Genomic DNA, 23,969 nt, shown 5'->3' with positions numbered 1-23,969 from the left:
GATCAATCATGTTGAAGAAAATCCTCATTGCAAACCGTGGTGAAATTGCCTGCCGCGTAATGAAAACAGCGAAACGTCTGGGCCTAAAAACTGTCGCAGTTTATTCCGATGCAGACGCCAATGCCTTGCATGTACAACTGGCAGACGAGGCCTATCATATTGGTCCTGCTCCTAGTAAAGACTCATATTTGGTGGCAGATAAAATACTGGAAGTTGCCAAATTGTCTGGCGCAGACTGCGTTCACCCAGGTTATGGCTTTTTATCAGAAAACAACACCTTTGCCGAAGCGCTAGAAGCTGCCGGTATCGCGTTTATTGGGCCCCTAGCCAGCTCTATTGAGGCCATGGGTTCAAAAACTCGTGCCAAAGAAATTATGGCACAAGCAAGTGTGCCATTGGTGCCAGGCTACTATGGTGAAAAGCAAGACAGTGACTTTTTAGCCGCTGAAGCTGAAAAAATTGGCTATCCCGTGCTTATCAAAGCTGCTTTTGGCGGTGGCGGTAAGGGTATGCGAGTGGTGCGCGAAAGCAAAGAGTTTATGGCCGCATTAGATGGCGCTAAACGTGAAGCGCTTGCAGGGTTTGGTAACGATTTAGTATTACTGGAGCGTTATGTCGACACCCCACGCCATGTTGAAGTACAGGTATTCGCTGATAATCATGGTAATTGTGTTATCTAGGGGATCGTGATTGCTCTTTACAACGCCGTCACCAGAAAGTGATCGAAGAAGCACCAGCACCTGGACTGTCCGATGAACTTCGTAAAGAAATGGGTGAAGCCGCTGTTCGTTGTGCACAGGCCATAAACTATCGCGGTGCAGGTACCGTTGAATTCTTGCTCTGTGGTGAAGAGTTCTTCTTTATGGAAATGAACACTCGCCTGCAAGTTGAACACCCTGTAACAGAGATGGTGACAGGTCTAGATCTGGTCGAATGGCAAATACGCGTTGCGAATAACCAAGTATTACCGTTGAGCCAAGAACAAATCAGCTTGTCAGGTCACAGCTTCGAAGCACGAATCTATGCAGAAGACCCGCGTGAAAACTTTATGCCGTTTTCGGGTGAATTAACTCATCTTTCGTTCCCTAAAGAATCAACGGGTGTACGTATCGATACTGGCGTACAAAGTGGCGCAGAGATCAGCTCTTTTTACGATCCTATGATCGCAAAACTTATCGTGCACGGACCTGACCGTGAAACAGCTCTACTAAAACTGCATCACGCTTTAGAAGAAGTGCATCTAGCGGGTGTTAAGAGCAACGTGGCATTTTTGCACTATTTATCGGGTCATCCAACGTTTATGGCTGGAGCCCCAGATACGCACTTTATTGATAGCCAAACAGAAACGCTGACACAGCAACCTGTGCCACTGGCCCCGATGACTTTGCTAGCAGTAGCTGCATTTATTAAACATACTATGCCCAGTAAAAATAATACACCTTGGCAAAGTGCACTGGGCTTTAGGTTAAATCAAAATGCAAAAGTGCATGTGCCATTGTTTGATGGACCTGTTGAGGCCACTTTAACCGACGGATTGATATGTGTTGAGTACGACGGTAAAGCAATCGACATCAGTGCATCATTGGAGCAAACTCAGCTTAATGCAGTAATTGATGGTAAAAAATACCAAGCTAATGTGCTGGTTGACGAAGATTTAATTACGGTAATGTATCAAGCTTATGCTCATACCTTTGAGCTTAAGTCTAAACATTATATCAGTGAACATGAGCACGAAGCTGCGCCACTGGCAGCACCGCTAAACGGTACTGTCGTTAAGCATCTGCAACCGCTTAATAGCCAAGTCAATAAAGGTGATGCTGTTGTCGTTATTGAAGCGATGAAGATGGAATATACCCTCAATGCGCCATTTGACGGTACTTTAACCAGTTACTGCTTTGCAGAGGGTGCCCTTGTGAGCCATGGTGATATGCTTGCCATTGTTGAACCATTGGAGGCGTAATATGGCTTATCCAAATATGGTGCGCATTGTTGAAGTGGGCGCGCGTGATGGTCTACAAAATGAAGCCAGCGTCACAACAGAGCAAAAGATAGCGCTGATCAATGCTCTATCTGAAGCCGGATTACGCGACATTGAAGCCGGAGCTTTTGTCTCTCCCAAGTGGGTGCCACAAATGGCTGATTCTGCTGATGTGATCAAAGGGGTCAAGGTTGCAAAAGAAGTGACCCTCAGTGCGTTGACACCCAATTTAAAAGGTGCTGAGGCAGCACTGGAAGTGGGTATCAAAGAATTCGCTATTTTTACCGCTGCCAGTGAAGCTTTCACGCAAAAAAATATTAATTGCTCAATCTCTGACAGCATCGAACGCTTCAAACCCGTGGTTGAATTAGCCAAAGCCAATGGCGTAAAAGTGCGCGGCTATGTGAGCTGTGTTTTGGGCTGCCCATATCAAGGTGAGGTCGAACCAGAGGTTGTACTTGATGTGTGTAAACAATTGTTGGCTATGGGATGTTACGAAGTCAGTCTTGGTGACACTATCGGTGTCGGTACGCCTAACAAAGTTCAAGCGCTACTGACTCTTTTGCTTGCGCATATCAGCGCTGACAAGCTTGCTGTGCATTTTCATGATACCTATGGCCAAGCTTTAGCTAATATTAGTAAGGCGCTAGAAATGGGTATTGCGACCATTGATAGTGCAGTGGCAGGCCTAGGCGGATGCCCTTACGCCAAAGGCGCGTCAGGAAATGTTGCCACCGAAGATGTAGTTTACTTACTACAAGGACTTGGCATCAACCCCCAAATTGATTTAGAAAGACTAGCCAAAGCTGGCTGGGCAATTTGCGAGGCGCTTAATAAGCGACCTGTGAGCAAGGTCTCTTTGGCTTTACAAGCGAAGTGCGAATAAAAAACAAACATAATTTTTATGCATTATAGTTTGATGCATATTGAACAATAAACAATCTTTAGGAGTGGGCTAATGGCCGGTTTCGATAAAGTAGTAACAAGCTATGCCGAAGCAATGGAAGGATTAAAAGATGGCGATATCATCATTGCTGGCGGCTTCGGATTGTGTGGTATTCCAGAAGGCTTGATCAACGAAATTAAGCGTAAAAAAACCAAAGAACTAACTGTAGTTTCAAATAACTGTGGAGTTGACGATTTTGGTCTTGGCATCTTGCTACACGATCGCCAAATTAAAAAAATCATTGCGTCTTATGTTGGTGAAAATGCTTTATTTGAACAGCAATTATTAGATGGCATCATTGATGTTGAGCTAACACCACAAGGTACGCTTGCTGAAAAGATGCGTGCCGGTGGTGCGGGTATTCCAGCTTTTTACACCGCTACAGGTTATGGTACGCCAGTAGCTGAAGGTAAAGAAGTGAAAGAATTCAATGGCCGTCCATACATTTTGGAAGAATCCATCACTGGTGAATTTGCCATTGTTAAAGCATGGAAGGCTGACAGATACGGAAACCTAGTATTCCGCCATACAGCAATGAACTTTAATCCGATGGCAGCGACTGCAGGTAAAATTACGGTTGCTGAGGTTGAAGAAATTGTTGAACCAGGTGAATTAGAGCCTAGCCAAATTCATACCCCTGGTATTTACGTTAACCGCGTGATCAAAGGTAACTTTGAAAAACGCATTGAGCGTGTTACTACGCGTAAATAAGGAGAAGATAATGGCTTTATCACGTGAACAAGTAGCAATGCGCGTCGCTCAAGAGCTACAAGACGGTTTTTACGTAAATTTAGGCATCGGTATACCAACACTAGTAGCTAACTATGTACCTGATGGCATTGAAGTAATGCTACAGTCTGAGAACGGCTTATTAGGGATGGGTCCGTACCCAAATGAAGACCAAGTAGACGCAGATATGATCAACGCGGGTAAAGAAACCGTGACAGCAGCGACAGGTGCAGCAATATTTAATAGTGCCGATAGCTTTGCCATGATCAGGGGTGGTCATGTAGACTTGACGGTTCTTGGTGCATTCGAAGTAGATCAACAAGGCAATATTGCTTCTTGGATGATCCCGAAAAAGTTAATCAAAGGCATGGGTGGTGCAATGGATTTAGTTGCCGGCGCACAGAACATTATTGTTACTATGACCCATGCTAGCAAGCACGGCGATTCTAAGCTGTTAGAAGCATGTACTTTGCCACTAACGGGTGTGAATTGTGTTAAAAAAATCGTAACTGACTTAGCTGTGCTAGAAGTAAAAGACGGCGCATTTCATTTGCTAGAACGCGCGCCGGGTGTTAGTGTTGATGAAATTATAAGCAAAACAGCGGGTAAGCTCATCATTGAAGGCGATATCCCTGAAATGCAGTTTGCCTAACACCATGTACCGACCTCATTCCCAGTGCCAATGGCGCTGAGTTACCCAAAACCCCTCTCACGAGGGGTTTTTTTTATCTCTCAGTTTATAAAGCTCGTGGTACAAATTCGAGCACAGTAGCGTTGATACAATAGCGATCGCTACCACCGGGTCCCTCACCTGCAAACACGTGTCCTAAATGAATACCACTAGATTTAGAGCGTATTTCCGTGCGTTGCATACCGTAACTATTATCTTCATGATAGGTTACACTGTTTTTTACCGGCTGCTTAAAAGACAGCCAACCCGTGCCAGAATTAAATCTATCTTTGGTATCAAATAGTTGTGCTCCACTTAACTTATCTATAAAAACCCCTTCCCCTGTGTTTTTGAACAAGTCATATTGCTTACAAAATGGCGCATCCGTTTTGCTTTGAAAAGCCACTTTAAATGCTTCTGAGTTTCCTAGCTTAAACGCGCCTAACGCTTTGTAAAACATCTCTTTAGTCATAAAACCTTGATGCGAGTACAGCTCTTTACCTTGTTCTAGGAGTATAATGGTAGGCGTTGCCCAAGTGGGCGTTTTTATCTGTAAGCCAGCTAATTGGTCAGCATATCGGTAGTGCAATGGGATGCTGCCCTGATAGTCATGCAACACCGTTTTCTTGAGCTTTTCGCAATATGGACAATAACTTTTAGAGTCCAGAACCACTATGTGCCTACCAGATAATAATGCTTTATTATCTCGTCCTTGCTCATTTACTTTTTTAAATACCACACCCGTTGAATGATCAGGGCAGTAGCCATCTGGGTTCTTAGCTATGTAATTCTGATGATATTCTTCCGCAGGAAAAAAAGTGTCTAATGGCTTAAGTTGTGTCTGGATCTCACCATAGCCTGCTTGGTTAAGTAACTTCTGATAACGCGCTTGTAACTCTAAGGCCGTTTTCTGCTGCTCTTGTTCGGTGTACAGAATGATAGAGCGATATTGAGTACCCACATCATTACCTTGGCGGTTCTTTTGTGTCGGGTCATGACCTTCAAAATAATGCATTAAAAGCTGTTCGGTAGTAAGCACGTTTGCGTTATAGGTCACTTTCACCACTTCGGCATAATTGTTGTCATCAAACCGTCTACTGAGCTTAGTGATCGCTTTATAACTTGCCTCAAAACCTTCACCATCTGCGTAACCTGACTCAGCATCCAACACCCCTGTCATTGCTTCATAACGTTTTTCAGCCCCCCAAAAACAGCCCGACCCCAACACTAAGGTTTTTACATGTGTACTTGCTTGTGTCGGCGGCTGTAGTGTCGTCTTCTGTGCCGCCCAAACAGTCGTGCCAATTGATAATATTAAAACTAAATAGCTTAACCACTTTGCCATCATTGTGTTCCTGTTATGCTCTGCTGTAATAAGTTAGACCCAGCGCCTAGCTGATTTCTTTCACGGCATCGCTTCCTCAAACACGTATTAGTCTTCATTATTTGGTATTTCAACGACAATTTATGACTTTTCGGGATGTTTTGCGGTAAAAACAGTGCATAGATAATACAAAGAGTTTATCAATGAAATTAGTCACTCATATAACCGCTGTGGCGCTTGCTATAGCCAGCACGGGAAATGTGCTTGCTGCACAATTTGAATTCACTTCTAAACTCACCCGTGGTGATACATTAGTATTATTCCAAAGCGCTGATAGTAAAGAAGAATTTAAATTTTTGGATAAGGATACCCGCGCACAACTCAACAAAGCTGTTAAAAGCACCGCTTTTTCAGCTCAGTATGGCAAAAGCCTAGAATTGCTCGCCCCTATTGATAGTGATTATGAGCGCATCGTATTGGTTGGCTTAGGTGAAACCGATGAACTCACCGTAGCTAAAATGGCGAAACTCGGTGGTGATATACATGCATCTTTGATACAGAAAAAAGCCAATAAAGTCGCGATGTCATTTGAGCGGGTGTCAGGACTTGCAAACAACAGTGAACTTGCAGCGCAGTTTGCACATGGTGCCAGCCTGCGTGACCACAGGTTTGATGCGTATAAGAAGTCAAACGACCACCGTAATATCAGTTATACCTTCGATGTAGCTGATCAAACAGCCACAACTGAGCTCTATAAACAGCTTGCCAATATTGAGCAAGGCGTTTTCTTAGCAAGAGATTTAACTGCAGAAATCGCTAGCGAAATGACGCCTGTGGATTTTGCAAAGGCCGCCAAATCACTTGAACAATATGGCGTTTCGGTCACCGTATTAGAACCTGAACAAATTAAAGCACTCGGCATGGGGGCGCTCGAAGGTGTGGGTCGTGGTAGCAAAGATGGTTCTCGTTTAGTGGTCGCCCATTATAAAGGCAGTAACGATGCACCTATCGCGCTGATTGGTAAAGGGATCACCTTTGACTCTGGCGGCTACAGCATCAAAACAGGTAAAACTATTGCGCTTATGAAAGGTGATATGGCAGGCGCTGCCGCAGTGCTTGGTACAGTGAAAGCAATGGCATTGAGCAAAGCCAATGTAAATGTTGTAGCAGTTATGGGCATGGCTGCAAACATGGTTTCACAAAACGCTATTGCACCTGGTGATATACTGCGTACCGCGGAAGGATTAAGTGTAGAAGTACTCAACACGGATGCCGAAGGACGCTTAGTGCTTAGTGATGCAATGTGGTACGCACGTAAGAATTTCAATCCAGAAATCATGATCGATGTTGCAACACTAACCGGCTCAAAAATAACAGCCGTGGGTGAACGTTACAGTGCTATTTTTTCTGATGATGAACATTTAGTGAAAGAGCTAACCACTGCAGGAAAGCAAGTCAATGAGCAAGTGTGGCGCCTACCACTTGGCTACAAAGACATGCTCAAATCTGATATCGCAGACCTAACTAACATAGGGTCTGCCGGACCTGGTGCGACGGTAGCAGCTTCATTCTTGCAGCATTTTGCAGGGGATACCCGCTGGGTGCACATTGATATTGCGGGTAACGAATTATCCAGCACTGCGTCCGGTGAAGTGCCGACTGGCGGTACTGGGTATGGTGTACGCCTGCTAAGCGAATGGCTATTGAGCAACCAATAATTTAACATTACTCCTAACCTTAGCCATGCCTAGCATGGCTTTTTTATTACTGTTTTATAACAGTTGCACAGCAACCCCACCTATTCGCTATACTAATGCCATGATAATAAAAAAGAACCATTAATATGTCAGATGCTCACAGTTATTTACTCGGAGAGAATGCCTTAGTCCTTTCTTTAGATGTAAACGCCCCATCGCATACTCAGCAGCGAAAATTGTTCGCTCTGTGTACGGCGTTAAAGGACAGTAATGCATTTATAGATATCGTACCCGCAAAGTCTTCCGTCACAGCTTACATGGCTAATCCAAGCGACTATCAATATTGGCTCAAGCATATTATGTTGCTTTGGCATGAATGCGATGACTTCGCTTTTGACGCCAAAACACATATTATCGAGACAATTTACGGTGGCGAATTTGGGCCCGATCTGAGCGATGTCGCCCAACAAGCCAATTTAACAGAACGTCAGGTTGTTCAATTACATTGTGCTCAAACATATCAAGTTGAATTTCTAGGGTTCCTGCCTGGTTTTGCTTACTTAGGTAAACTGCCAAGCGAATTACAGCTCCCTCGCAAAACAACTCCAAGGAAGCAAGTGCCAAAAGGTTCGGTTGCTATTGCGGAGGATCTGAGCGCCATCTATCCTAATCAATCTCCTGGCGGATGGCATTTACTTGGGCGTTGTCAGCACACCCTTTTCAATCCGACTCATAACCCACCAAGCCTCTTTGCGCCGGGCGATAAAATTAAATTTGTACCACTTAAGGAGGGCATATGCTAAAAGTCAATAAAAGTGGTGTAATGGCAAGCATTCAAGATATTGGCCGCTTTGGTTATCGCCATTATGGCGTTTGTCGTAGCGGTGCGTTAGACCCTTTTGCAGTGTGCTTAGCAAACTTATTGCTAGACAACCCTATCCATAAAGCCGTTATTGAAATCACCATTGGCCTCGCAGAATTTGAGTTTACCTCCGCCTGCAATTTCTCTCTTACTGGCGGCTGTCTAAATGCGAAACTAGCTGACAAGCCTATTTATCCTGGGTGGCGCTATTACGCCAGCGCTGGTGACGTGCTAACTTTTGGCACCAGTGCCCACGCCCAACGCGCTTACCTATCTGTGGAGGGAGGGTTTGAGCTCACGCCTATAATGAATTCATGTGCGACAGATCTACAGTCACACTTTGGTGGGTTTCATGGTCGAGCTCTGAACGCTGGTGACACACTCAACTACTATACATCCGCGGTAAAACTCGATTCGCTCGGCGTGAAACAGCCTCCATATACACAGCAGGTACGAGTACTTAAAGGGCCTCATTGTGATAAGCTGCCTAACAACACTTTTGAGCGCTTTATTGAACAACCATGGCGTGTCAGTGAATTAAGTAATCGTATGGGTAGCCGATTAACCTGTGATGCTCCTTTGAGCCACAGTGTTTCTATCACAACACAAGCTGTTCATCCAGGCATCGTACAATTGCCTCCCAGTGGTGAGCCAATCGTATTGCTTAATGATTGCCAAACTACCGGAGGCTACCCGATTATAGCTAGCGTTATCGATGCTGACTTACGCTTGTTCAGCCAACTTGGCGTCAATCAAAAGTGTCAGTTTGTTCCCTGTACATTGGCGCAAGCGCGCAAAGCCAGTGACAAACTCAGTGCGCATTTAGCACAGTTTTCATTGGCTAAAAATAATAATAACTAGAGTAATTTTATGACTGAGTTAAACCTTTTGCCGTTGGTAGGCATCATCATAGTTGTTTTTGGATTTGCCCTACGTTTCAACCCGTTGCTTGTTGTCTGCGTTGCAGGTTTGATGACGGGCTGGGCAGTGAATATCGATTTTTTAGTGATGCTTGAAACCTTCGGCGAGAAGTTTATGAACTCTCGTCAGTTAGCTAGCTTTTTGTTGATATTACCCGTTATCGCTTTACTTGAACGGTATGGATTGCAACAACGGGCTAAATCTTGGGTTGCTAGCATAAAATCAGCGACGACATCACGTATTCTCAGTGTATATTTTGTTGTTAGAGAGTGTTCTGCCGCGCTTGGACTACTGAGCCTCGCGGGACAACCTCAAACGGTCAGGCCTTTGCTTGCCCCAATGGCCTTGGGCGCTGCAGCCAATATTCATGGTCCGCTTCCCAAGCATATTCAAGACTTGATCAGCGCCCATGCTGCCGCTTGTGACAACATTGCAGTATTCTTTGGTGAAGATATTTTTATTGCTTTTGGTGCTGTGTTGCTAATGGATGCCTTTCTCAAGGAAAACGGCATTACAGGTATAGAGCCGCTACACATCGGACTATGGGCAATTCCTACCGCTATCGCCGCCCTGATAGTACACCTGTTTAGACTGGCGCGTTTAGAAGCTAAAATTCATCAGCTAATGAATGAGCGTGCTCAAGACACTACGGCTCAATTGAATGAGGAGCTATCATGAGCGCGCCCATGTCCTCTGTCGCCGAAACGCAATCAATTCTATCTATCAACAATATTTATTTGCTGATTGGCTTTGTAGTGATGTTTTTAGTAGTCAAAACATTACAGGATAAAGAACATCCCAAAAGACTAAGTACCGCCTTATTTTGGTTTTTGTTTGGTAGCGTTTTTTTGTTTGGTGACCTATCTATCAAGTTAATCGGCGCAACGTCAACATATCAATGGGTCGGTGCAAATGTGCTGCTAATAGCGTTATTGGCGGGGTTTGGCAAAGTTTCCATGGGCAGTTATGACGTCCCATCGGAGCAACAATTAAATACATCAGCACAGCGTATCGGTAACCACTTATTTATTCCCGCGGTAATGATCCCTGTCGTGACCGTTGTCTGTACATTGCTGCTGAGCGATATACGTATTGCAAATATTTATCTATTTGACCAAAAACACGTCACCTTAGCCTCATTAACGTTAGCTTGTGGGGCTGCACTTTTAGCAGGCTGGAAGCTGACTTCTGGCTCCCCTGCACTTGCACTAAGTGAATCGCGACGACTTGTTGATTCAATTGGCTGGGCTGCTATTTTGCCACAGATGTTAGCCATGCTTGGCGGTGTGTTTATCGTTGCTCAAACAGGCACCGCGATTCAAGATCTCGTTTCCCTATTCATTTCACCTGACAACCGTTTCATGTTGGTTGTTTTATATTGTACGGGAATGGCTCTTTTTACTATGATAATGGGAAACGCATTTGCTGCTTTTCCGGTAATGACTGCAGGTATAGCGGTGCCATTTTTAATTCAAGGGCACGGTGCTTCAGCTGCCCCACTGGTCGCCATCGGCATGTATTCAGGGTATTGTGGTACATTAATGACCCCCATGGCTGCAAACTTCAATATTGTGCCAGCTGCACTACTTGATTTAAAAGACAAATATCAGGTTATCAAGGTACAACTCCCAACTGCATTGACCTTGTTAGCTATTAATATCTTGCTTATGTATGGAGTCATCTTCAATGACTAGGACACAAAAACCCAGTATTTTACTCACAGGTTTCGCTCCTTTTGGCGGCGAGCAAATTAATCCTTCTTGGCAAGCAGTATCACAACTTGAAGGAGAACATATTAGTGGCTTTATAGTTCATACCAAAGAGCTACCATGTGAGTTTGGCGCTTCATTAAAAGAACTACATTTAGCAATTGATAAATATGCGCCACAGCTAGTCCTGTGTATCGGTCAGGCCGGGGGTAGAGCTGATATATCGCTAGAACGTGTGGCAATAAATATTAATGATGCCCGCATAGCTGACAATGCGGGTAAACAGCCAATCGATACGCCCGTTATCGCAGGCGGTCCTGCTGCATATTTCACCAATCTACCTATCAAGCGTATATTGCTCGCTTTACAACAGGCTGAGATCCCAGCTGCTATCTCAAACACCGCTGGTACTTATGTCTGTAATCATGTGATGTATGGCTTAATGCATTTGATAAATCAACATGATACACATGTCAAAGGTGGGTTTATACATATCCCATATTTGCCCTCTCAAGCAGTTAATCATCAAGGGGCAGCCAGTATGAACTTAGAGACGGTGACCAACGCACTAAAAGTAATTATGACCTGTGCGATTCAAGACAAGCAAGATATTAAAGTCGCAGCGGGCACAACACATTAATATCAAAGTGCTCTAAAAAGCGCTCAGTTTTAAAGATGCCTTTTGTACATTTCCAAAACTGAGCGATCCATTGCTTGTTTTATTGAAATCTTGAGTTTAATAACCATTTGCGCATTCTCACGGTGAGGAAGAAAGTCTTTCTATAGCGTCAGCTGTATCTAGGTTACTCCGTCAATGCATCTAACACTTACTCAGTTATTGAGAATATAGTCGCTTATTACTGCACCAAGCAGTTATAAAGTAACTCAAAATTCGTCTAAATACACCGCACCAATAAGGTGCAACTCAGTTATAAATCAACGTAAATCTTGACTACTTCCCTCAACATGTGACTAAAAAATCTTCAAAATTAAGATAACAGCGTGCGTTTTGCACCATCTTGCAGCAAAGGCCTTAAAGTTTGCACCAAGGTGGCATTGAATTATTCACAGAAAACTCACTTTTATATGTGACTTAGCTTGTCAATTCTGATACATCTAAGGTTATCTCCAAGTCTTACAGTACACGCACGGCTCGCTGTGCCTTATCACTTGGATCGTTAATAAAAACATATTTGCTTCTTATAAAGACATCATTTTTAAAGAGGCCTAATTTGTATCACAACAAATCAACACAGGAATGAGGTAATTTATGTGTTCAATTTTTGGTGTATTGGAGCTTAAATCCGATCCCACAGAGCTGCGTAGTCAAGCTATCGAAATGTCTAAACTATTACGCCACCGTGGTCCAGACTGGTCAGGCGTATATTCGTCTGATAAAGCCATATTAGTCCATGAAAGACTTGCGATTGTTGGTGTTTCAAGTGGTGCCCAACCTTTGTATAACCCTGAACAAACACATATCTTAGCGGTAAACGGCGAAATTTATAACCACAAGGAGTTAGCCAAAAACTTAACTGTAGACTTTGAATTTCAGACCGAGTCTGACTGTGAAGTTATTTTGGCGCTATATAAACAAAAGGGACCTGAATTTTTAGATGATCTCAATGGCATTTTTGCATTTTGTTTGTATGATGAGGAGCAAGACGCTTACCTGATTGGCCGTGACCACATTGGTATCATTCCTTTGTATACAGGTCGTGATCATCACGGAAACTTCTATGTCGCAAGTGAAATGAAAGCGTTGACCCCGATTTGTACTCAAATCGAAGAGTTCCCTCCTGGCCACTACCTATATTCAACAGATGGCGAATTGCGACCATACTACAGTCGTGATTGGCAACAGTATGATGCGGTAAAAGAAAATGAAGCAAATGTCACGGACGTAAAAGAAGCGCTAGAAGCTGCGGTTAAACGTCAATTAATGTGTGATGTACCTTATGGTGTACTACTGTCAGGGGGCCTAGATTCTTCGGTGATATCTGCTATCACTCAGAAGTTCGCTGCAAAACGTATTGAAGACAATGATGCATCAGATGCTTGGTGGCCAAAATTACATTCCTTCTCTATCGGCTTAGAAGGCTCACCAGATCTAGCGGCAGCACAGAAAGTGGCTGATGCTATTGGGACTGTACACCACCCGATTCATTTCACTGTACAGCAAGGGATTGACGCCCTTAAAGAGGTTATCTACCACCTTGAAACATATGATGTGACGACAGTTAGAGCGTCAACTCCTATGTACTTAATGTCAAGGCAAATTAAAGCAATGGGCATCAAAATGGTTCTTTCCGGTGAAGGTGCTGATGAGCTTTTTGGAGGCTACCTATATTTTCATAAGGCTCCGAATGCAAAAGAGTTTCACGAAGAACTTAACCGCAAGGTTTCTAAGCTTCACATGTTTGATTGTTTACGTGCGAATAAGTCAATGGCAGCTTGGGGTGTCGAGGCACGCGTTCCCTTTTTAGATAAGGAATTTGTGGACGTTGCAATGCGCACTAACCCCGAGTACAAGATGTGTAAAGATGGCCGAATTGAAAAGCACATTTTACGCGAAGCGTTTGACGGATATTTACCTAATGAAGTGCTTTGGAGACAAAAAGAGCAATTTTCTGATGGCGTTGGCTATAACTGGATTGACTCATTAAAAGCCCATGTTGAAGAGCAAGTGTCTGATCAAGATCTAGAAAATGCTAAATATCGCTTCCCTATAAATACACCAGATAGTAAAGAAGCCTATTTTTATCGCCACATTTTCACCGAACATTTCCCGAGCGATGCAGCAGCACACTGTGTACCTCACGGTAAGTCTGTGGCATGTTCCACTCCTCAAGCGCTTGCTTGGGATGAGTCGTTTCAAAACAATGCTGACCCGTCTGGTCGCGCTGCAAGTGTGCACAATGAAGCGTATAAGGCGAAAGCTTAATCCCATATGGGATTAATAAAAAACCCAGCAGATGTGCTGGGTTTTTTATTTTGCAAATCATAAACTCAAGGTGTCTAGATTAGATAAAACGCTTAATAATAAAATCGACTTTTACGCGTTTAGCCTGACCCAATAACTTCCTAATAGGCAGAGGATAATCATCCAATGTTTCCACATCCTCAGGCCCAGTTAATAAACGGCAGTTTGCCAAAATAGCTTGTTTTTCTTTTTCTATATCCTCTCGGATCTGGCCATCTGGATCTTCGATCAAAATGCCATTTTCAATATCTAACCCCCAAGCTCTTGGGTTTAGATTATGTCCGCTTAATAGATGGGTATGATTATCTTTACATATCCCTTTTAGGTGAAATGAATTGCTCCCTTCTTTCCACAAATATACTTTTAGCTGACCGGACTTAATAAAGCGATATTGAGATTTCAAGAACTTTCTTAGAATTGTCTCATAAAGATACGGCAGCGCTCCAATGCGACTGAATGGCTGAGTTGGACAGATATAAAAATCGTTGGCCGTTTTGTCGCCAACAACAATACTAACCTGTTGCCCTTGTTTCAATAAACGACGCAACGAGCGCAGTAACGGCGCTGGAAAGTTGAAATACGGTGTATACAACACCAACTCATGCTCTGTCGTATCGAACAAACTCTTAATTAACCTATTCAGTTTATTGGTCCGCCTGCCAAAACCTAAAAACGCTCGAACATTAAGACCTTCGTTACTATCTGCGCCTTCAAAAGTATATTTAGCTTTTTTAAGATCGCGCATAAGGTGTTTTTGTGCCAGTTTAATGTCAACCAACTTCGGCAACGGTCTAGTATCCAGTCGTGCAACTGCTTCAGAGCTCAAAAGGTACTTTTCTATAAACTGACAAAAACTATTTGCTAGTAAGGGCTGTTCAATCACAAAGTATCTATCTAATCGATACTTATCTTCGTAGTGCAAATACACATTATTTAAGCTTGCTCCGCTGTACAGAACGGTGTCGTCAATTACAAAACCCTTGAGATGCAACACGCCAAATAGCTCTTTTGCTTTAACTGGCACGCCATATATCTTTACATTACTTTGCGTCTGTTCAAGCTTGTCACAATATAGCTTTGCATTTCCTTCAGATCTTTCTTCCCCTATCAGGCCTCGCTGTGCCCGATGAAAATCAACCAGTACGTTTATTTCAAGCGCCGGATTTGCAAGTGATTTCTGATGCAAAGCATCTAAAATCTCTCGTCCAGCTTCGTCGTCTTGTAAGTACAACGCAGTGATGTAGATCCTTTGCTTTGCGGCATGAATCAAGTTGAGTAACTGATCATGATATTGCTTTGCATCCGTTAAAATTTGGATTTTATCAGCCGTCAATGCAAATCCAGGTGTATCCTGCCAAAATGCCATAAATACCTATTCGTTAGGGGCTATTCTCTAGAGAATAACGAAACAAAATTGCTATGAACATACCAAAAAAAAACAATTTGGTCATCGAATAGCGTTAGTTTTGCCTCTGATGGCTTAAATATCCATCAAGTACAGTATTTTTGACAACTGTACGATTTAAGGAAAAATGAAATTGCAGTTTTATTTTACATCTAGGTTGAATTACATAGAATCGACCTCATTGATTCTCGGTATGTTAATTTTAGGAATAACTCATGAGTGATGTTAAACACTGTAAACTGCTTATTTTAGGCTCAGGCCCCGCTGGCTACACAGCTGCTGTATATGCAGCACGTGCAAACTTAAACCCAGTACTTATTACTGGTATGCAACAAGGTGGGCAATTAACCACTACAACTGAAGTTGAAAACTGGCCCGGTGACGCCCACGGTTTAACAGGTCCTGCACTTATGGATCGCATGAAAGAACATGCAGAGAGATTCGAAACAGAAATCATCTTTGATCACATTAATAAAGTAGATGTAACTCAACGTCCTTTTACATTAACGGGCGATCAAGGTACATATACGTGTGACGCACTTATCATTGCAACGGGCGCATCTGCAAAATATCTTGGTATGGAGTCTGAAACCGCGTTCCAAGGACGTGGGGTTTCTGCTTGCGCTACTTGCGATGGTTTCTTCTATCGAGGTCAGAAAGTGGCTGTAGTTGGCGGTGGTAATACTGCTGTTGAGGAAGCGCTGTATTTATCTAACATCGCCGAAGAAGTTCACGTAATTCACCGTCGTGATACGTTTAGAAGTGAGAAGATCTTATCTGACCGTTTGCTTGAAAAAGCGAAAAATGGCAATGTCGTTCTACACTTAAATCGCACTTTAGATGAAGTACTAGGTGATGAAATGGGTGTGACGGGCATTCGCATCAAAGACACGGACTCTGAAAACACAGAACAGTTAGATTTGGCTGGTGTGTTCATTGCTATCGGCCACAAACCAAACACTGATATGTTTGCAGGTCAGCTAGAGATGAAAGACGGCTACCTCGTTGTACAATCAGGTCTTAATGGTAATGCAACGCAGACTAGTGTAGAAGGTGTTTTCGCTGCAGGTGACGTATCGGACCATATCTACCGCCAAGCAATCACCTCAGCCGGCACAGGCTGTATGGCAGCTTTAGATGCTGAGCGTTACTTAGATAATCTGAAATAAACCAAAAAATGGGAGCCAATGCTCCCATTTTATTTATCACTGTTTTACGCTATTTTAGCTATATCAGAAGCCATTACGTCTTTATATGACACAACAACTATTCCATCTGAACCTACACGACACTTTTTTTCCGCCATGTAAATATGCATTAAAAGACCCTGACGGATTGTTAGCGATTGGCGGGTGTTTGAACATTGCACGATTAAAAGTAGCCTATGCCAATGGTATATTTCCTTGGTTCAATGAAAACGAACCCATCATGTGGTGGTCACCTAGCAACAGAGGGATCATAGAACTTGACGATTTTCACATCAGTCGTTCTTTGAGAAAGGCTCAGCGCCAATTAAATCCCGTTGTTACTGTTAATACTGCGTTTCGTGACGTTATCAACGCATGTCGGATGCAACGTATACACAAAGAAGGAACTTGGATAAACAGTGATATGTTGTTGGCCTATCAAAACGCTCACGAGCATGGGTTGGCGCATAGTTTGGAGCTTTGGCAAGGTAACCACCTTATTGGCGGCCTGTACGGTGTAATGCAATCTGGGGTGTTTTGTGGCGAGTCAATGTTCTTTCATCAGCCCAATGCGTCTAAATTAGCTATGTGGGCATTAACCAACTGGCTGAAAAGGCATGATGCCCATTTCATTGACTGCCAATTAGAAAACCCTTATTTAACAAGTTTAGGTGCAAAAGTTATATCCCGTGACGAATTCTTGACTAGACTTAACATAGCGGCACAATTTAACGTGCCAAAAACAATGTGGCTTGCTCAAACATTGGACGACATTTATGACTGAACACTTCCCCTCTAAAATTGGTTTAAGTCAGCAATTTAGTTGCAGTTACCTACCTCAACAAAACGAACAGTTATTAGTTATTCTCGATCCGAGCTGTTACACCCCAGCACGTTTTGAAGCGCTGTTAGAGTTGGGTTTTAGAAGAAGTGGTGATCAGATTTACCGCCCACATTGTCCAAAGTGTAGCGCGTGTCAGTCTGTTCGTATTCCAGCCAAACTTTTCACCCCTTCCAAATCACAAAAACGTAAATTTCGTAAGATAACTGGGGATTACTCATTTACGGTCAGTCATAAAGAACGGAATGAGTATTATCCGTTATATGAAAAATACATTTCACTTCGACATAATGATGGCAGTATGTACCCTCCTAACAAACTGCAATACGAGAGCTTCTTGTTCTGCCAATGGTTGCCTATTTCCTTCATTGAGCTTTGGCATCATGACTCGCTCATTGCTGTTGCAGTGACCGATACCATGCCAAACGCATTATCAGCCATTTACACATTTTTTGACCCTGAATATGAACGTTTTAGCCTGGGTAATATCATGATAATGGCGCAGATTGAACACGCCAAAAAATTAGACAAAGAATTTGTCTATTTGGGCTACCAAATCGATAGCTGTAAAAAAATGCGCTATAAGTCCCAATTTTTACCTGCTCAAAGATTTGTAAACGATGTGTGGGTTGACCAAGATTCGCCTTCATAATTGGACGAACTGTGCCTCATAAAGGCAAAAGAGCCTAAATTGGCTATTTAAATAACAAATTTTTGACCCTTACCTTTACTTATTGCCAGCTTTTGGGCAAAATCTCCAGCGTTTAATTATTCAAAGAGGTGTTACGCTACACATGGCGAAAGAAGACGTAATTGAAATGCAAGGCACAGTCCTTGATACTTTACCAAATACAATGTTCCGCGTTGAGTTAGAAAATGGTCACGTGGTGGTTGCTCATATTTCTGGTAAAATGCGCAAAAACTATATCCGTATTCTTACTGGTGACAAAGTTACGGTCGAAATGACACCGTACGACTTAACCAAAGGACGCATTGTCTTCCGCGCTCGTTAATCGAACCGTGTAGAAACCTGCCGTAAATAAGCCTACAACTTTAGGTTGTATACGTCGCTTGCATTTGCCTACTGCATTTAAATGACAAGTTACAGTGATTATCGGTGAGTATTCGATATATAACAAAAAGCCTAGCATTTGCTAGGCTTTTTGACACTTAACGTTCTGACACTATGCCGATACTAAGTTAGACTCATATCTAAAATCTAACTCACCACCTTTAACACCAACTTTGACACTACCGCCTTCACTCAACTTGCCAAACAAAATTTCGTTTGCCAATGGCTTCTTAAGCTTGTCCTGAATGACTCTTGCCATAGGCCTTGCTCCCATCGCTTTATCATAGCCAAGGTCACCAAGCCACTCACGTGCCGCAGAAGTAAGCTCCAAGTTCACAGACTTTTTATCAAGCTGTGCTTGTAGCTCTACTACAAACTTATCAACAACTTGCAAAATAACTTCTTTTTCAAGGTGATTAAACCAAATGATGTTATCTAATCGGTTTCTAAACTCGGGAGTAAACACCTTATTGATCTCAACCATCGCGTCATGCGAATGGTCTTGCTCTTGAAAACCGATTGATTTGCGAATGGTTTCTTGTACACCTGCATTAGTAGTCATTACCACAACCACATTTCTGAAATCAGCCTTACGGCCGTTATTGTCAGTTAATGTTCCGTGATCCATTACTTGAAGTAAGATATTGTAAATATCTGGATGCGCTTTCTCAATTTCATCCAAAAGCACCACAGAGTGCGGATGTTTGATCACTGCATCTGTCAACAAACCACCTTGTTCAAAGCCAACATAGCCAGGAGGAGCACCGATCAATCGACTAATCGCATGGCGTTCTGAGTATTCCGACATATCAAAGCGAATAAACTCAACACCCATACATTTGGCAAGCTGTTTTGTTACTTCAGTTTTACCAACACCTGTAGGACCAGCAAATAAGAATGAACCTATTGGTTTATCTTCATTGGCAAGACCTGAACGAGATAAACGTATCGCTGACGTTAGCGCATCGATAGATTGATCTTGACCAAACACGAGCATTTTCAAATTGCGATCTAAGTTCTTCAAAGTTTCTTTATCACTGTTAGAAACACTTTGCTGAGGAATTCTCGCTATTTTTGAAACAATCATCTCAATATCAGAAACACCGATTGTTTTCTTGCGTCTTGATGCTGGTTGCAACCGCTGATTAGCACCAGCTTCATCAATTACATCGATTGCTTTATCTGGTAAATGACGTTCATTGATATATTTCGCACTGAGCTCAGCAGCAGCTCTCAGTGCCTTTTGTGTATAGCGAATACCATGATGCTCTTCATAGCGCTCTTTAAGGCCATACAAAATTTTTGTGGTGTCCGCCACACTCGGCTCAACCACATCAATTTTCTGGAATCGGCGAACTAAAGCCCGATCTTTTTCGAAGATATTCTTGAATTCAGTATAGGTGGTCGAACCCATACAACGGAGCTGACCGCTAGACAGAAGTGGTTTGATTAGGTTTGATGCATCCATCACCCCACCAGACGCGGCTCCCGCACCTATGATAGTGTGTATCTCATCAATAAATAATATTGCTTGAGGTTTAGACTGTAACTCTTTGAGCAGCGCCTTGAAGCGTTTCTCAAAATCTCCTCGGTATTTAGTCCCAGCGAGCAAGGCACCCATATCAAGCGAATAAACAACCGCATCCTCGATTACTTCTGGAACTTGCTTGTTGATAATACGATATGCAAGCCCTTCAGCGATGGCGGTCTTCCCTACCCCAGCTTCACCAACAAGCAATGGGTTGTTTTTCTTACGACGACACAAAACTTGAACTGTACGTTCAACTTCATCATCACGGCCCACCAACGGATCTACTTGTCCCGCTTGCGCTAGTGCATTGAGATTGGTTGTAAAGTTCTCAAGTTTAGTTTTCTCTTCGTTTTGAACATCGTTCGAATCTTCATGAATGTCTTCATGATCATCGTGGTCCGATTCCTCATCAACTTTTGAAATGCCATGGGAAATAAAATTAACAATATCGAGACGGCTAATATCACTCTTTTTCAGCAAGTAAACTGCTTGACTTTCTTGCTCTGAAAAAATTGCTACCAGCACGTTCACACCGGTAACTTCGCTCCGGCCTGATGATTGTACGTGGAACACTGCACGCTGTAACACGCGCTGGAAACCTAACGTTGGCTGTGTTTCTCTATCTTCTTCTAAATCGGGAATAACCGGCGTTGTTTCGTCAATAAATTCTGACAATTCCCGTTTCAAATTTTCTATGTCCACTCCACAGGCGCCTAACGCTTCTCCTGCGGATGGGTTATCGATTAGCGCCAATAATAAATGTTCAACTGTCATGAATTCATGGCGACGCGTACGCGCCTCGCGAAAAGCGGCGTTTAAGGTAACTTCTAGATCTTTATTTAGCATTGGCAACCCCCAAACGAGAATTAATAAGGTTATTCATGCTCACAACTACAAAGCAACGGATGCTCATGGTCGCGAGCGTAACGATTGACCTGCTCAGCCTTGGTGTGGGCAATATCTGCAGGATATATACCACATACAGCTTTTCCCTCATGATGCACTTTCAGCATCACCTCAGTTGCTCTTTCGCTATCCATATTAAAAAAAGTCATTAAAACTTCAATCACAAATTCCATTGGCGTGTAATCGTCGTTATTCAAAATGACCTTGTACTTACGCGGCGGGCTTAGCTTTTGCTTCGCACTTTCGCGTACCGTGTCTATCACACCTGATTCTTTCGTCCCACTCATAATTAAATATAGTCTTGTCTTGGTAACTCAAGCAAACTTGAATTAAAAAATAAATAAAATGTTAAAAAATACGTTAAAAAACTTGACTGACTGCTCATATAAACTACAGTCCTATTAGATTGCTTAATCTATGGGCAGTCTAGCAAATTATAAAGTTTAGATTAACTAAATTAGTCAACTTATAGAAGGATGTAGAAGTATGGCTTGCGGAAAAGTCAAATGGTTCAACAATGCCAAAGGGTTTGGTTTCATCGTAGAAGACGGCAGTGAGGAAGATATCTTCGCCCATTACTCAACGATTGTAATGGATGGATACAAAACGCTTAAAGCTGGTCAGGATGTAACATTCGAGCTACAAGAAGGTCCTAAAGGTCTCCACGCTACCAACATCGCGCCACGCGATGAAGAGTTAGCTTAGTTGTAGTTTTGGCTATCAGAAGCGGGCTGCAATTGCTGCTCGCTTCATATTCCTTATAATTTTTATCCCTTCCCCTTTAAAATTTCTAATTAGCCCTCATCTATTTTGCTTGCTACAATAGCGCTCGTTGTCGTTAGGTAGGTTAGATATTTTTATTTACGTGCAAAGTGAAAATATCTAACAAACTTGCTATAACCTGTTGCCTTAGGCAACATAGCATTCCCTTTGCATTGTTGAATGGCGAAAAGCCACAAATCTAGGAATGATGATGACATCAAAAATTATTTATACTAAAACCGATGAAGCTCCGGCTCTTGCCACTTACTCATTGCTTCCGATCATTCAAGCTTACACCAATGCCGCTGGCGTAGAAGTAGAGACTCGTGATATTTCTCTTGCTGGACGTATTATTGCTAACTTCCCTGAGTTTTTAACCGAAGAGCAGCGTATCAACGATGCACTTGCAGAACTTGGTGAATTAGCGAAGACACCTGAGGCCAACATCATAAAGTTGCCTAATATCAGTGCTTCTATTCCTCAGCTACGTGCGACCATTAAAGAGTTACAAGAAAAAGGTTACGCACTACCTGACTACCCTGCTGAACCAAAAAATGACAAAGAAGCTGAAATTAAAGCGACCTATGACAAAATCAAAGGTAGTGCAGTAAACCCAGTATTACGTGAAGGTAACTCTGATCGTCGTGCCCCTGCTTCGGTTAAAGCATATGCCCGTAAAAATCCACATTCAATGGGTGCATGGTCAGCGGACTCAAAATCATATGTAGCAAGTATGACGGACGGAGACTTTTTTGGCTCTGAACAATCTACGACTGTTGCCGAAGCAACAGATGTTCGTATTGAACATGTTGCAACTAATGGTGATATCACAGTTCTAAAAGCGAACACTCCGTTACTAGCGGGTGAAATCATTGACGCTTCGCGTATGAGCATTTCAGCGTTACAAGAGTTTTTAGCTGGTGAAATCGCCTCTTCTAAAGATAAAGGTGTGCTATTTTCATTGCATATGAAAGCGACCATGATGAAAGTGTCTGACCCAATTATCTTTGGCCATGCTGTTAAGGTGTTTTATAAAGATGTATTTACCAAGCATGCTGCTCTTTTCACAGAGTTAGGTGTAGACGTAAACAATGGTTTGGGTGATGTTTACTCAAAAATTCAACAGCTTGATGATGCAAAACGCCAAGAAGTTGAAGCTGATATCGCAGCGGTTTACGAATCAAGCCCTAGCATTGCAATGGTAGACTCTGATCGTGGTATCACTAACCTACATGTACCAAGTGACGTGATCATCGATGCGTCGATGCCTGCTGCAATTCGTACTAGCGGTCAAATGTGGAATGCTGAAGGTAAGCAACAGGACACTTGCTTTGTGATCCCTGACCGTTGTTATTCAGGCGTATATCAAGCAACGATTGATTTCTGTAAGAAAAATGGCGCGTTTGACCCTCGTACCATGGGTACTATCCCTAACGTGGGCTTGATGGCTCAAAAAGCTGAAGAATACGGTTCGCACGACAAAACATTTGAAGCGCCTGCTGCCGGTGTTATCCGCGTTGTAGACAACAACGACAATGTGTTGCTTCAACATGATGTTGAACAAGGCGACATCTGGCGCATGTGTCAGGTTAAAGATGCCCCTATCAAAGATTGGGTAAAATTGGCTGTAAACCGCGCTCGTGCTACTGGTGTACCTGCGGTATTCTGGTTAGATGAAAACCGTGCACACGATGCACAGTTAATCAAAAAAGTTCAAGCATACTTACCAGAACACGACACTGACGGCCTTGAAATTTTGATCAAAGCACCTGTAGATGCGACGTTATACTCTCTTGAGCGTATGAAGAATGGTCAGGACACAATTTCAGTAACAGGTAACGTATTGCGTGACTACCTAACTGACCTATTCCCAATTCTAGAGCTGGGCACCAGTGCTAAGATGCTGTCTATCGTACCACTGATGAATGGCGGTGGTCTGTTTGAAACAGGTGCAGGTGGCTCAGCACCAAAACACGTGCAACAGTTTGAAAAAGAAAACCACCTGCGTTGGGACTCTCTGGGTGAATTCCTTGCATTAGCTGCGTCTTTAGAGCATTTGAGCCAAGCGACTGGTAACGCAAAAGCACAAGTACTCGCTGATACACTTGACCAAGCGACGGGTAAATTCCTCGATGAAAACAAGTCCCCATCACGTAAAGTGAACGAGTTAGACAACCGTGGCAGTCACTTCTATCTGTCTCTTTACTGGGCTCAAGCACTTGCGGCCCAAACGACAGACACGCAATTACAATCGCAGTTCCAAGAAATCGCGCGAGATCTAGAAGCACAAGAGGCAACTATCGTGGCTGAGCTTAACGGTGCACAAGGTAAAGCGATGGATGTGGGTGGCTACTACCAGCCAAATGACGAGCTAGCATTCGCAGCAATGCGTCCTAGCAACACATTCAACGAAATCTTAGCTAAGTTAGTATAAGTATACCGTTCA

At 43.0% G+C, this 23,969-nt stretch carries 20 protein-coding genes and 1 pseudogene; 17 read left to right on the top strand and 4 right to left on the bottom strand.

Translation table 11 applies throughout. From position 1 onward, the window contains the following. The first annotated feature begins 8 nt into the window (after positions 1 to 8). The 4 genes and pseudogenes from C2M32_RS09125 (at position 9) to C2M32_RS09110 (ending at position 4,305) form a co-directional block, all read left to right on the top strand. A pseudogene (locus tag C2M32_RS09125) lies at positions 9 to 1,960 on the top strand (acetyl/propionyl/methylcrotonyl-CoA carboxylase subunit alpha). A 1-nt stretch (position 1,961) separates the two neighbouring features. Then, positions 1,962 to 2,864 (top strand): hydroxymethylglutaryl-CoA lyase, encoded by a 903-nt coding sequence (locus C2M32_RS09120; RefSeq protein WP_105168136.1) that lies wholly within the window; start codon positions 1,962 to 1,964, stop codon positions 2,862 to 2,864. A gap of 72 nt (positions 2,865 to 2,936) precedes the next feature. After that, complete coding sequence (locus C2M32_RS09115) at positions 2,937 to 3,635, top strand: CoA transferase subunit A (protein ID WP_105168135.1); 699 nt, start codon at positions 2,937 to 2,939, stop codon at positions 3,633 to 3,635. A 10-nt stretch (positions 3,636 to 3,645) separates the two neighbouring features. Continuing rightward, on the top strand, positions 3,646 to 4,305 hold the full coding sequence (locus C2M32_RS09110; RefSeq protein WP_105168134.1) for a 3-oxoacid CoA-transferase subunit B: 660 nt from the start codon (positions 3,646 to 3,648) through the stop codon (positions 4,303 to 4,305). An 85-nt stretch (positions 4,306 to 4,390) separates the two neighbouring features. Here the strand turns inward: C2M32_RS09110 and msrA are convergent, their stop codons facing one another. Next, a complete protein-coding gene (gene msrA / locus C2M32_RS09105) occupies positions 4,391 to 5,671 on the bottom strand; it encodes a peptide-methionine (S)-S-oxide reductase MsrA (RefSeq protein WP_105168133.1) in 1,281 nt (426 codons plus the stop codon). A gap of 179 nt (positions 5,672 to 5,850) precedes the next feature. Between msrA and C2M32_RS09100 the strand changes: the two genes are divergently transcribed. The 7 genes from C2M32_RS09100 (at position 5,851) to asnB (ending at position 13,780) form a co-directional block, all read left to right on the top strand. Then, positions 5,851 to 7,365, top strand: coding sequence for a leucyl aminopeptidase (locus tag C2M32_RS09100; protein WP_105168132.1), 1,515 nt, complete (start codon positions 5,851 to 5,853; stop codon positions 7,363 to 7,365). A 125-nt stretch (positions 7,366 to 7,490) separates the two neighbouring features. Further along, positions 7,491 to 8,147 (top strand): 5-oxoprolinase subunit PxpB, encoded by a 657-nt coding sequence (gene pxpB / locus C2M32_RS09095; protein ID WP_105168131.1) that lies wholly within the window; start codon positions 7,491 to 7,493, stop codon positions 8,145 to 8,147. Then, positions 8,141 to 9,067 (top strand): biotin-dependent carboxyltransferase family protein, encoded by a 927-nt coding sequence (locus C2M32_RS09090; protein WP_105168130.1) that lies wholly within the window; start codon positions 8,141 to 8,143, stop codon positions 9,065 to 9,067. The genes pxpB and C2M32_RS09090 overlap by 7 nt, the downstream gene beginning before the upstream one ends. Positions 9,068 to 9,076: 9 nt before the next feature. Then, positions 9,077 to 9,805, top strand: a complete 729-nt coding sequence (locus C2M32_RS09085; RefSeq protein WP_105168129.1) for a DUF969 domain-containing protein — start codon at positions 9,077 to 9,079, stop codon at positions 9,803 to 9,805. Continuing rightward, positions 9,802 to 10,821: a DUF979 domain-containing protein gene (locus C2M32_RS09080; RefSeq protein ID WP_105168128.1), complete on the top strand. Its 1,020-nt coding sequence runs from the start codon at positions 9,802 to 9,804 to the stop codon at positions 10,819 to 10,821. The genes C2M32_RS09085 and C2M32_RS09080 overlap by 4 nt, the downstream gene beginning before the upstream one ends. Further along, complete coding sequence (gene pcp / locus C2M32_RS09075) at positions 10,814 to 11,476, top strand: pyroglutamyl-peptidase I (RefSeq protein WP_105168127.1); 663 nt, start codon at positions 10,814 to 10,816, stop codon at positions 11,474 to 11,476. The genes C2M32_RS09080 and pcp overlap by 8 nt, the downstream gene beginning before the upstream one ends. 630 nt (positions 11,477 to 12,106) lie before the next feature. Further along, positions 12,107 to 13,780 (top strand): asparagine synthase B, encoded by a 1,674-nt coding sequence (asnB, locus tag C2M32_RS09070; protein ID WP_105168126.1) that lies wholly within the window; start codon positions 12,107 to 12,109, stop codon positions 13,778 to 13,780. A 79-nt stretch (positions 13,781 to 13,859) separates the two neighbouring features. Here asnB and pssA read toward each other — a convergent pair whose 3' ends face one another. Further along, entirely contained in the window at positions 13,860 to 15,185 is a 1,326-nt protein-coding gene (gene pssA / locus C2M32_RS09065) for a CDP-diacylglycerol--serine O-phosphatidyltransferase (RefSeq protein WP_105168125.1), read from the bottom strand. A 254-nt stretch (positions 15,186 to 15,439) separates the two neighbouring features. Between pssA and trxB the strand changes: the two genes are divergently transcribed. The 4 genes from trxB to infA all read left to right on the top strand — a co-directional run bounded on the left by trxB (position 15,440) and on the right by infA (position 18,265). Further along, positions 15,440 to 16,393, top strand: a complete 954-nt coding sequence (trxB, locus tag C2M32_RS09060) for a thioredoxin-disulfide reductase (protein WP_105168124.1) — start codon at positions 15,440 to 15,442, stop codon at positions 16,391 to 16,393. An 85-nt stretch (positions 16,394 to 16,478) separates the two neighbouring features. Further along, on the top strand, positions 16,479 to 17,195 hold the full coding sequence (gene aat / locus C2M32_RS09055; protein WP_105168123.1) for a leucyl/phenylalanyl-tRNA--protein transferase: 717 nt from the start codon (positions 16,479 to 16,481) through the stop codon (positions 17,193 to 17,195). Further along, on the top strand, positions 17,188 to 17,904 hold the full coding sequence (locus C2M32_RS09050) for an arginyltransferase (protein WP_105168122.1): 717 nt from the start codon (positions 17,188 to 17,190) through the stop codon (positions 17,902 to 17,904). Before aat ends, C2M32_RS09050 begins: the two co-directional genes overlap by 8 nt. A gap of 142 nt (positions 17,905 to 18,046) precedes the next feature. Continuing rightward, a complete protein-coding gene (gene infA, locus C2M32_RS09045) occupies positions 18,047 to 18,265 on the top strand; it encodes a translation initiation factor IF-1 (protein WP_058029687.1) in 219 nt (72 codons plus the stop codon). 171 nt (positions 18,266 to 18,436) lie between these two features. Here infA and clpA read toward each other — a convergent pair whose 3' ends face one another. Together clpA and clpS are read right to left on the bottom strand one after the other, a co-directional pair. Beyond that, complete coding sequence (gene clpA / locus C2M32_RS09040; protein ID WP_105168121.1) at positions 18,437 to 20,701, bottom strand: ATP-dependent Clp protease ATP-binding subunit ClpA; 2,265 nt, start codon at positions 20,699 to 20,701, stop codon at positions 18,437 to 18,439. 29 nt (positions 20,702 to 20,730) lie between these two features. Then, on the bottom strand, positions 20,731 to 21,048 hold the full coding sequence (gene clpS / locus C2M32_RS09035) for an ATP-dependent Clp protease adapter ClpS (protein ID WP_105168120.1): 318 nt from the start codon (positions 21,046 to 21,048) through the stop codon (positions 20,731 to 20,733). A gap of 199 nt (positions 21,049 to 21,247) precedes the next feature. Between clpS and cspD the strand changes: the two genes are divergently transcribed. Together cspD and C2M32_RS09025 are read left to right on the top strand one after the other, a co-directional pair. Beyond that, entirely contained in the window at positions 21,248 to 21,466 is a 219-nt protein-coding gene (gene cspD / locus C2M32_RS09030) for a cold shock domain-containing protein CspD (RefSeq protein WP_070987032.1), read from the top strand. Positions 21,467 to 21,734: 268 nt separating this feature from the next. Next, on the top strand, positions 21,735 to 23,957 hold the full coding sequence (locus C2M32_RS09025) for an NADP-dependent isocitrate dehydrogenase (protein ID WP_105168119.1): 2,223 nt from the start codon (positions 21,735 to 21,737) through the stop codon (positions 23,955 to 23,957). Positions 23,958 to 23,969: the final 12 nt, after the last annotated feature.

Origin of the sequence: Pseudoalteromonas sp. T1lg23B (genome assembly GCF_002964665.1) — a bacterium.
Taxonomy (GTDB): domain Bacteria; phylum Pseudomonadota; class Gammaproteobacteria; order Enterobacterales; family Alteromonadaceae; genus Pseudoalteromonas.
The sequence above is the reverse complement of the archived record's forward strand: the minus strand, read 5'-3'. Positions and strand labels throughout refer to the sequence as shown.

Excerpts from the sequence above, each read along its gene's own strand:
- C2M32_RS09120 (WP_105168136.1), top strand. The coding sequence starts at position 1,962 with ATGGCTTATCCAAATATGGTGCGCATTGTTGAAGTGGGCGCGCGTGAT.
- C2M32_RS09115 (WP_105168135.1), top strand. The coding sequence starts at position 2,937 with ATGGCCGGTTTCGATAAAGTAGTAACAAGCTATGCCGAAGCAATGGAA.
- C2M32_RS09110 (WP_105168134.1), top strand. The coding sequence starts at position 3,646 with ATGGCTTTATCACGTGAACAAGTAGCAATGCGCGTCGCTCAAGAGCTA.
- msrA (WP_105168133.1), bottom strand. The coding sequence starts at position 5,671 with ATGATGGCAAAGTGGTTAAGCTATTTAGTTTTAATATTATCAATTGGC.
- C2M32_RS09100 (WP_105168132.1), top strand. The coding sequence starts at position 5,851 with ATGAAATTAGTCACTCATATAACCGCTGTGGCGCTTGCTATAGCCAGC.
- pxpB (WP_105168131.1), top strand. The coding sequence starts at position 7,491 with ATGTCAGATGCTCACAGTTATTTACTCGGAGAGAATGCCTTAGTCCTT.
- C2M32_RS09090 (WP_105168130.1), top strand. The coding sequence starts at position 8,141 with ATGCTAAAAGTCAATAAAAGTGGTGTAATGGCAAGCATTCAAGATATT.
- C2M32_RS09085 (WP_105168129.1), top strand. The coding sequence starts at position 9,077 with ATGACTGAGTTAAACCTTTTGCCGTTGGTAGGCATCATCATAGTTGTT.
- C2M32_RS09080 (WP_105168128.1), top strand. The coding sequence starts at position 9,802 with ATGAGCGCGCCCATGTCCTCTGTCGCCGAAACGCAATCAATTCTATCT.
- pcp (WP_105168127.1), top strand. The coding sequence starts at position 10,814 with ATGACTAGGACACAAAAACCCAGTATTTTACTCACAGGTTTCGCTCCT.
- asnB (WP_105168126.1), top strand. The coding sequence starts at position 12,107 with ATGTGTTCAATTTTTGGTGTATTGGAGCTTAAATCCGATCCCACAGAG.
- pssA (WP_105168125.1), bottom strand. The coding sequence starts at position 15,185 with ATGGCATTTTGGCAGGATACACCTGGATTTGCATTGACGGCTGATAAA.
- trxB (WP_105168124.1), top strand. The coding sequence starts at position 15,440 with ATGAGTGATGTTAAACACTGTAAACTGCTTATTTTAGGCTCAGGCCCC.
- aat (WP_105168123.1), top strand. The coding sequence starts at position 16,479 with ATGACACAACAACTATTCCATCTGAACCTACACGACACTTTTTTTCCG.
- C2M32_RS09050 (WP_105168122.1), top strand. The coding sequence starts at position 17,188 with ATGACTGAACACTTCCCCTCTAAAATTGGTTTAAGTCAGCAATTTAGT.
- infA (WP_058029687.1), top strand. The coding sequence starts at position 18,047 with ATGGCGAAAGAAGACGTAATTGAAATGCAAGGCACAGTCCTTGATACT.
- clpA (WP_105168121.1), bottom strand. The coding sequence starts at position 20,701 with ATGCTAAATAAAGATCTAGAAGTTACCTTAAACGCCGCTTTTCGCGAG.
- clpS (WP_105168120.1), bottom strand. The coding sequence starts at position 21,048 with ATGAGTGGGACGAAAGAATCAGGTGTGATAGACACGGTACGCGAAAGT.
- cspD (WP_070987032.1), top strand. The coding sequence starts at position 21,248 with ATGGCTTGCGGAAAAGTCAAATGGTTCAACAATGCCAAAGGGTTTGGT.
- C2M32_RS09025 (WP_105168119.1), top strand. The coding sequence starts at position 21,735 with ATGACATCAAAAATTATTTATACTAAAACCGATGAAGCTCCGGCTCTT.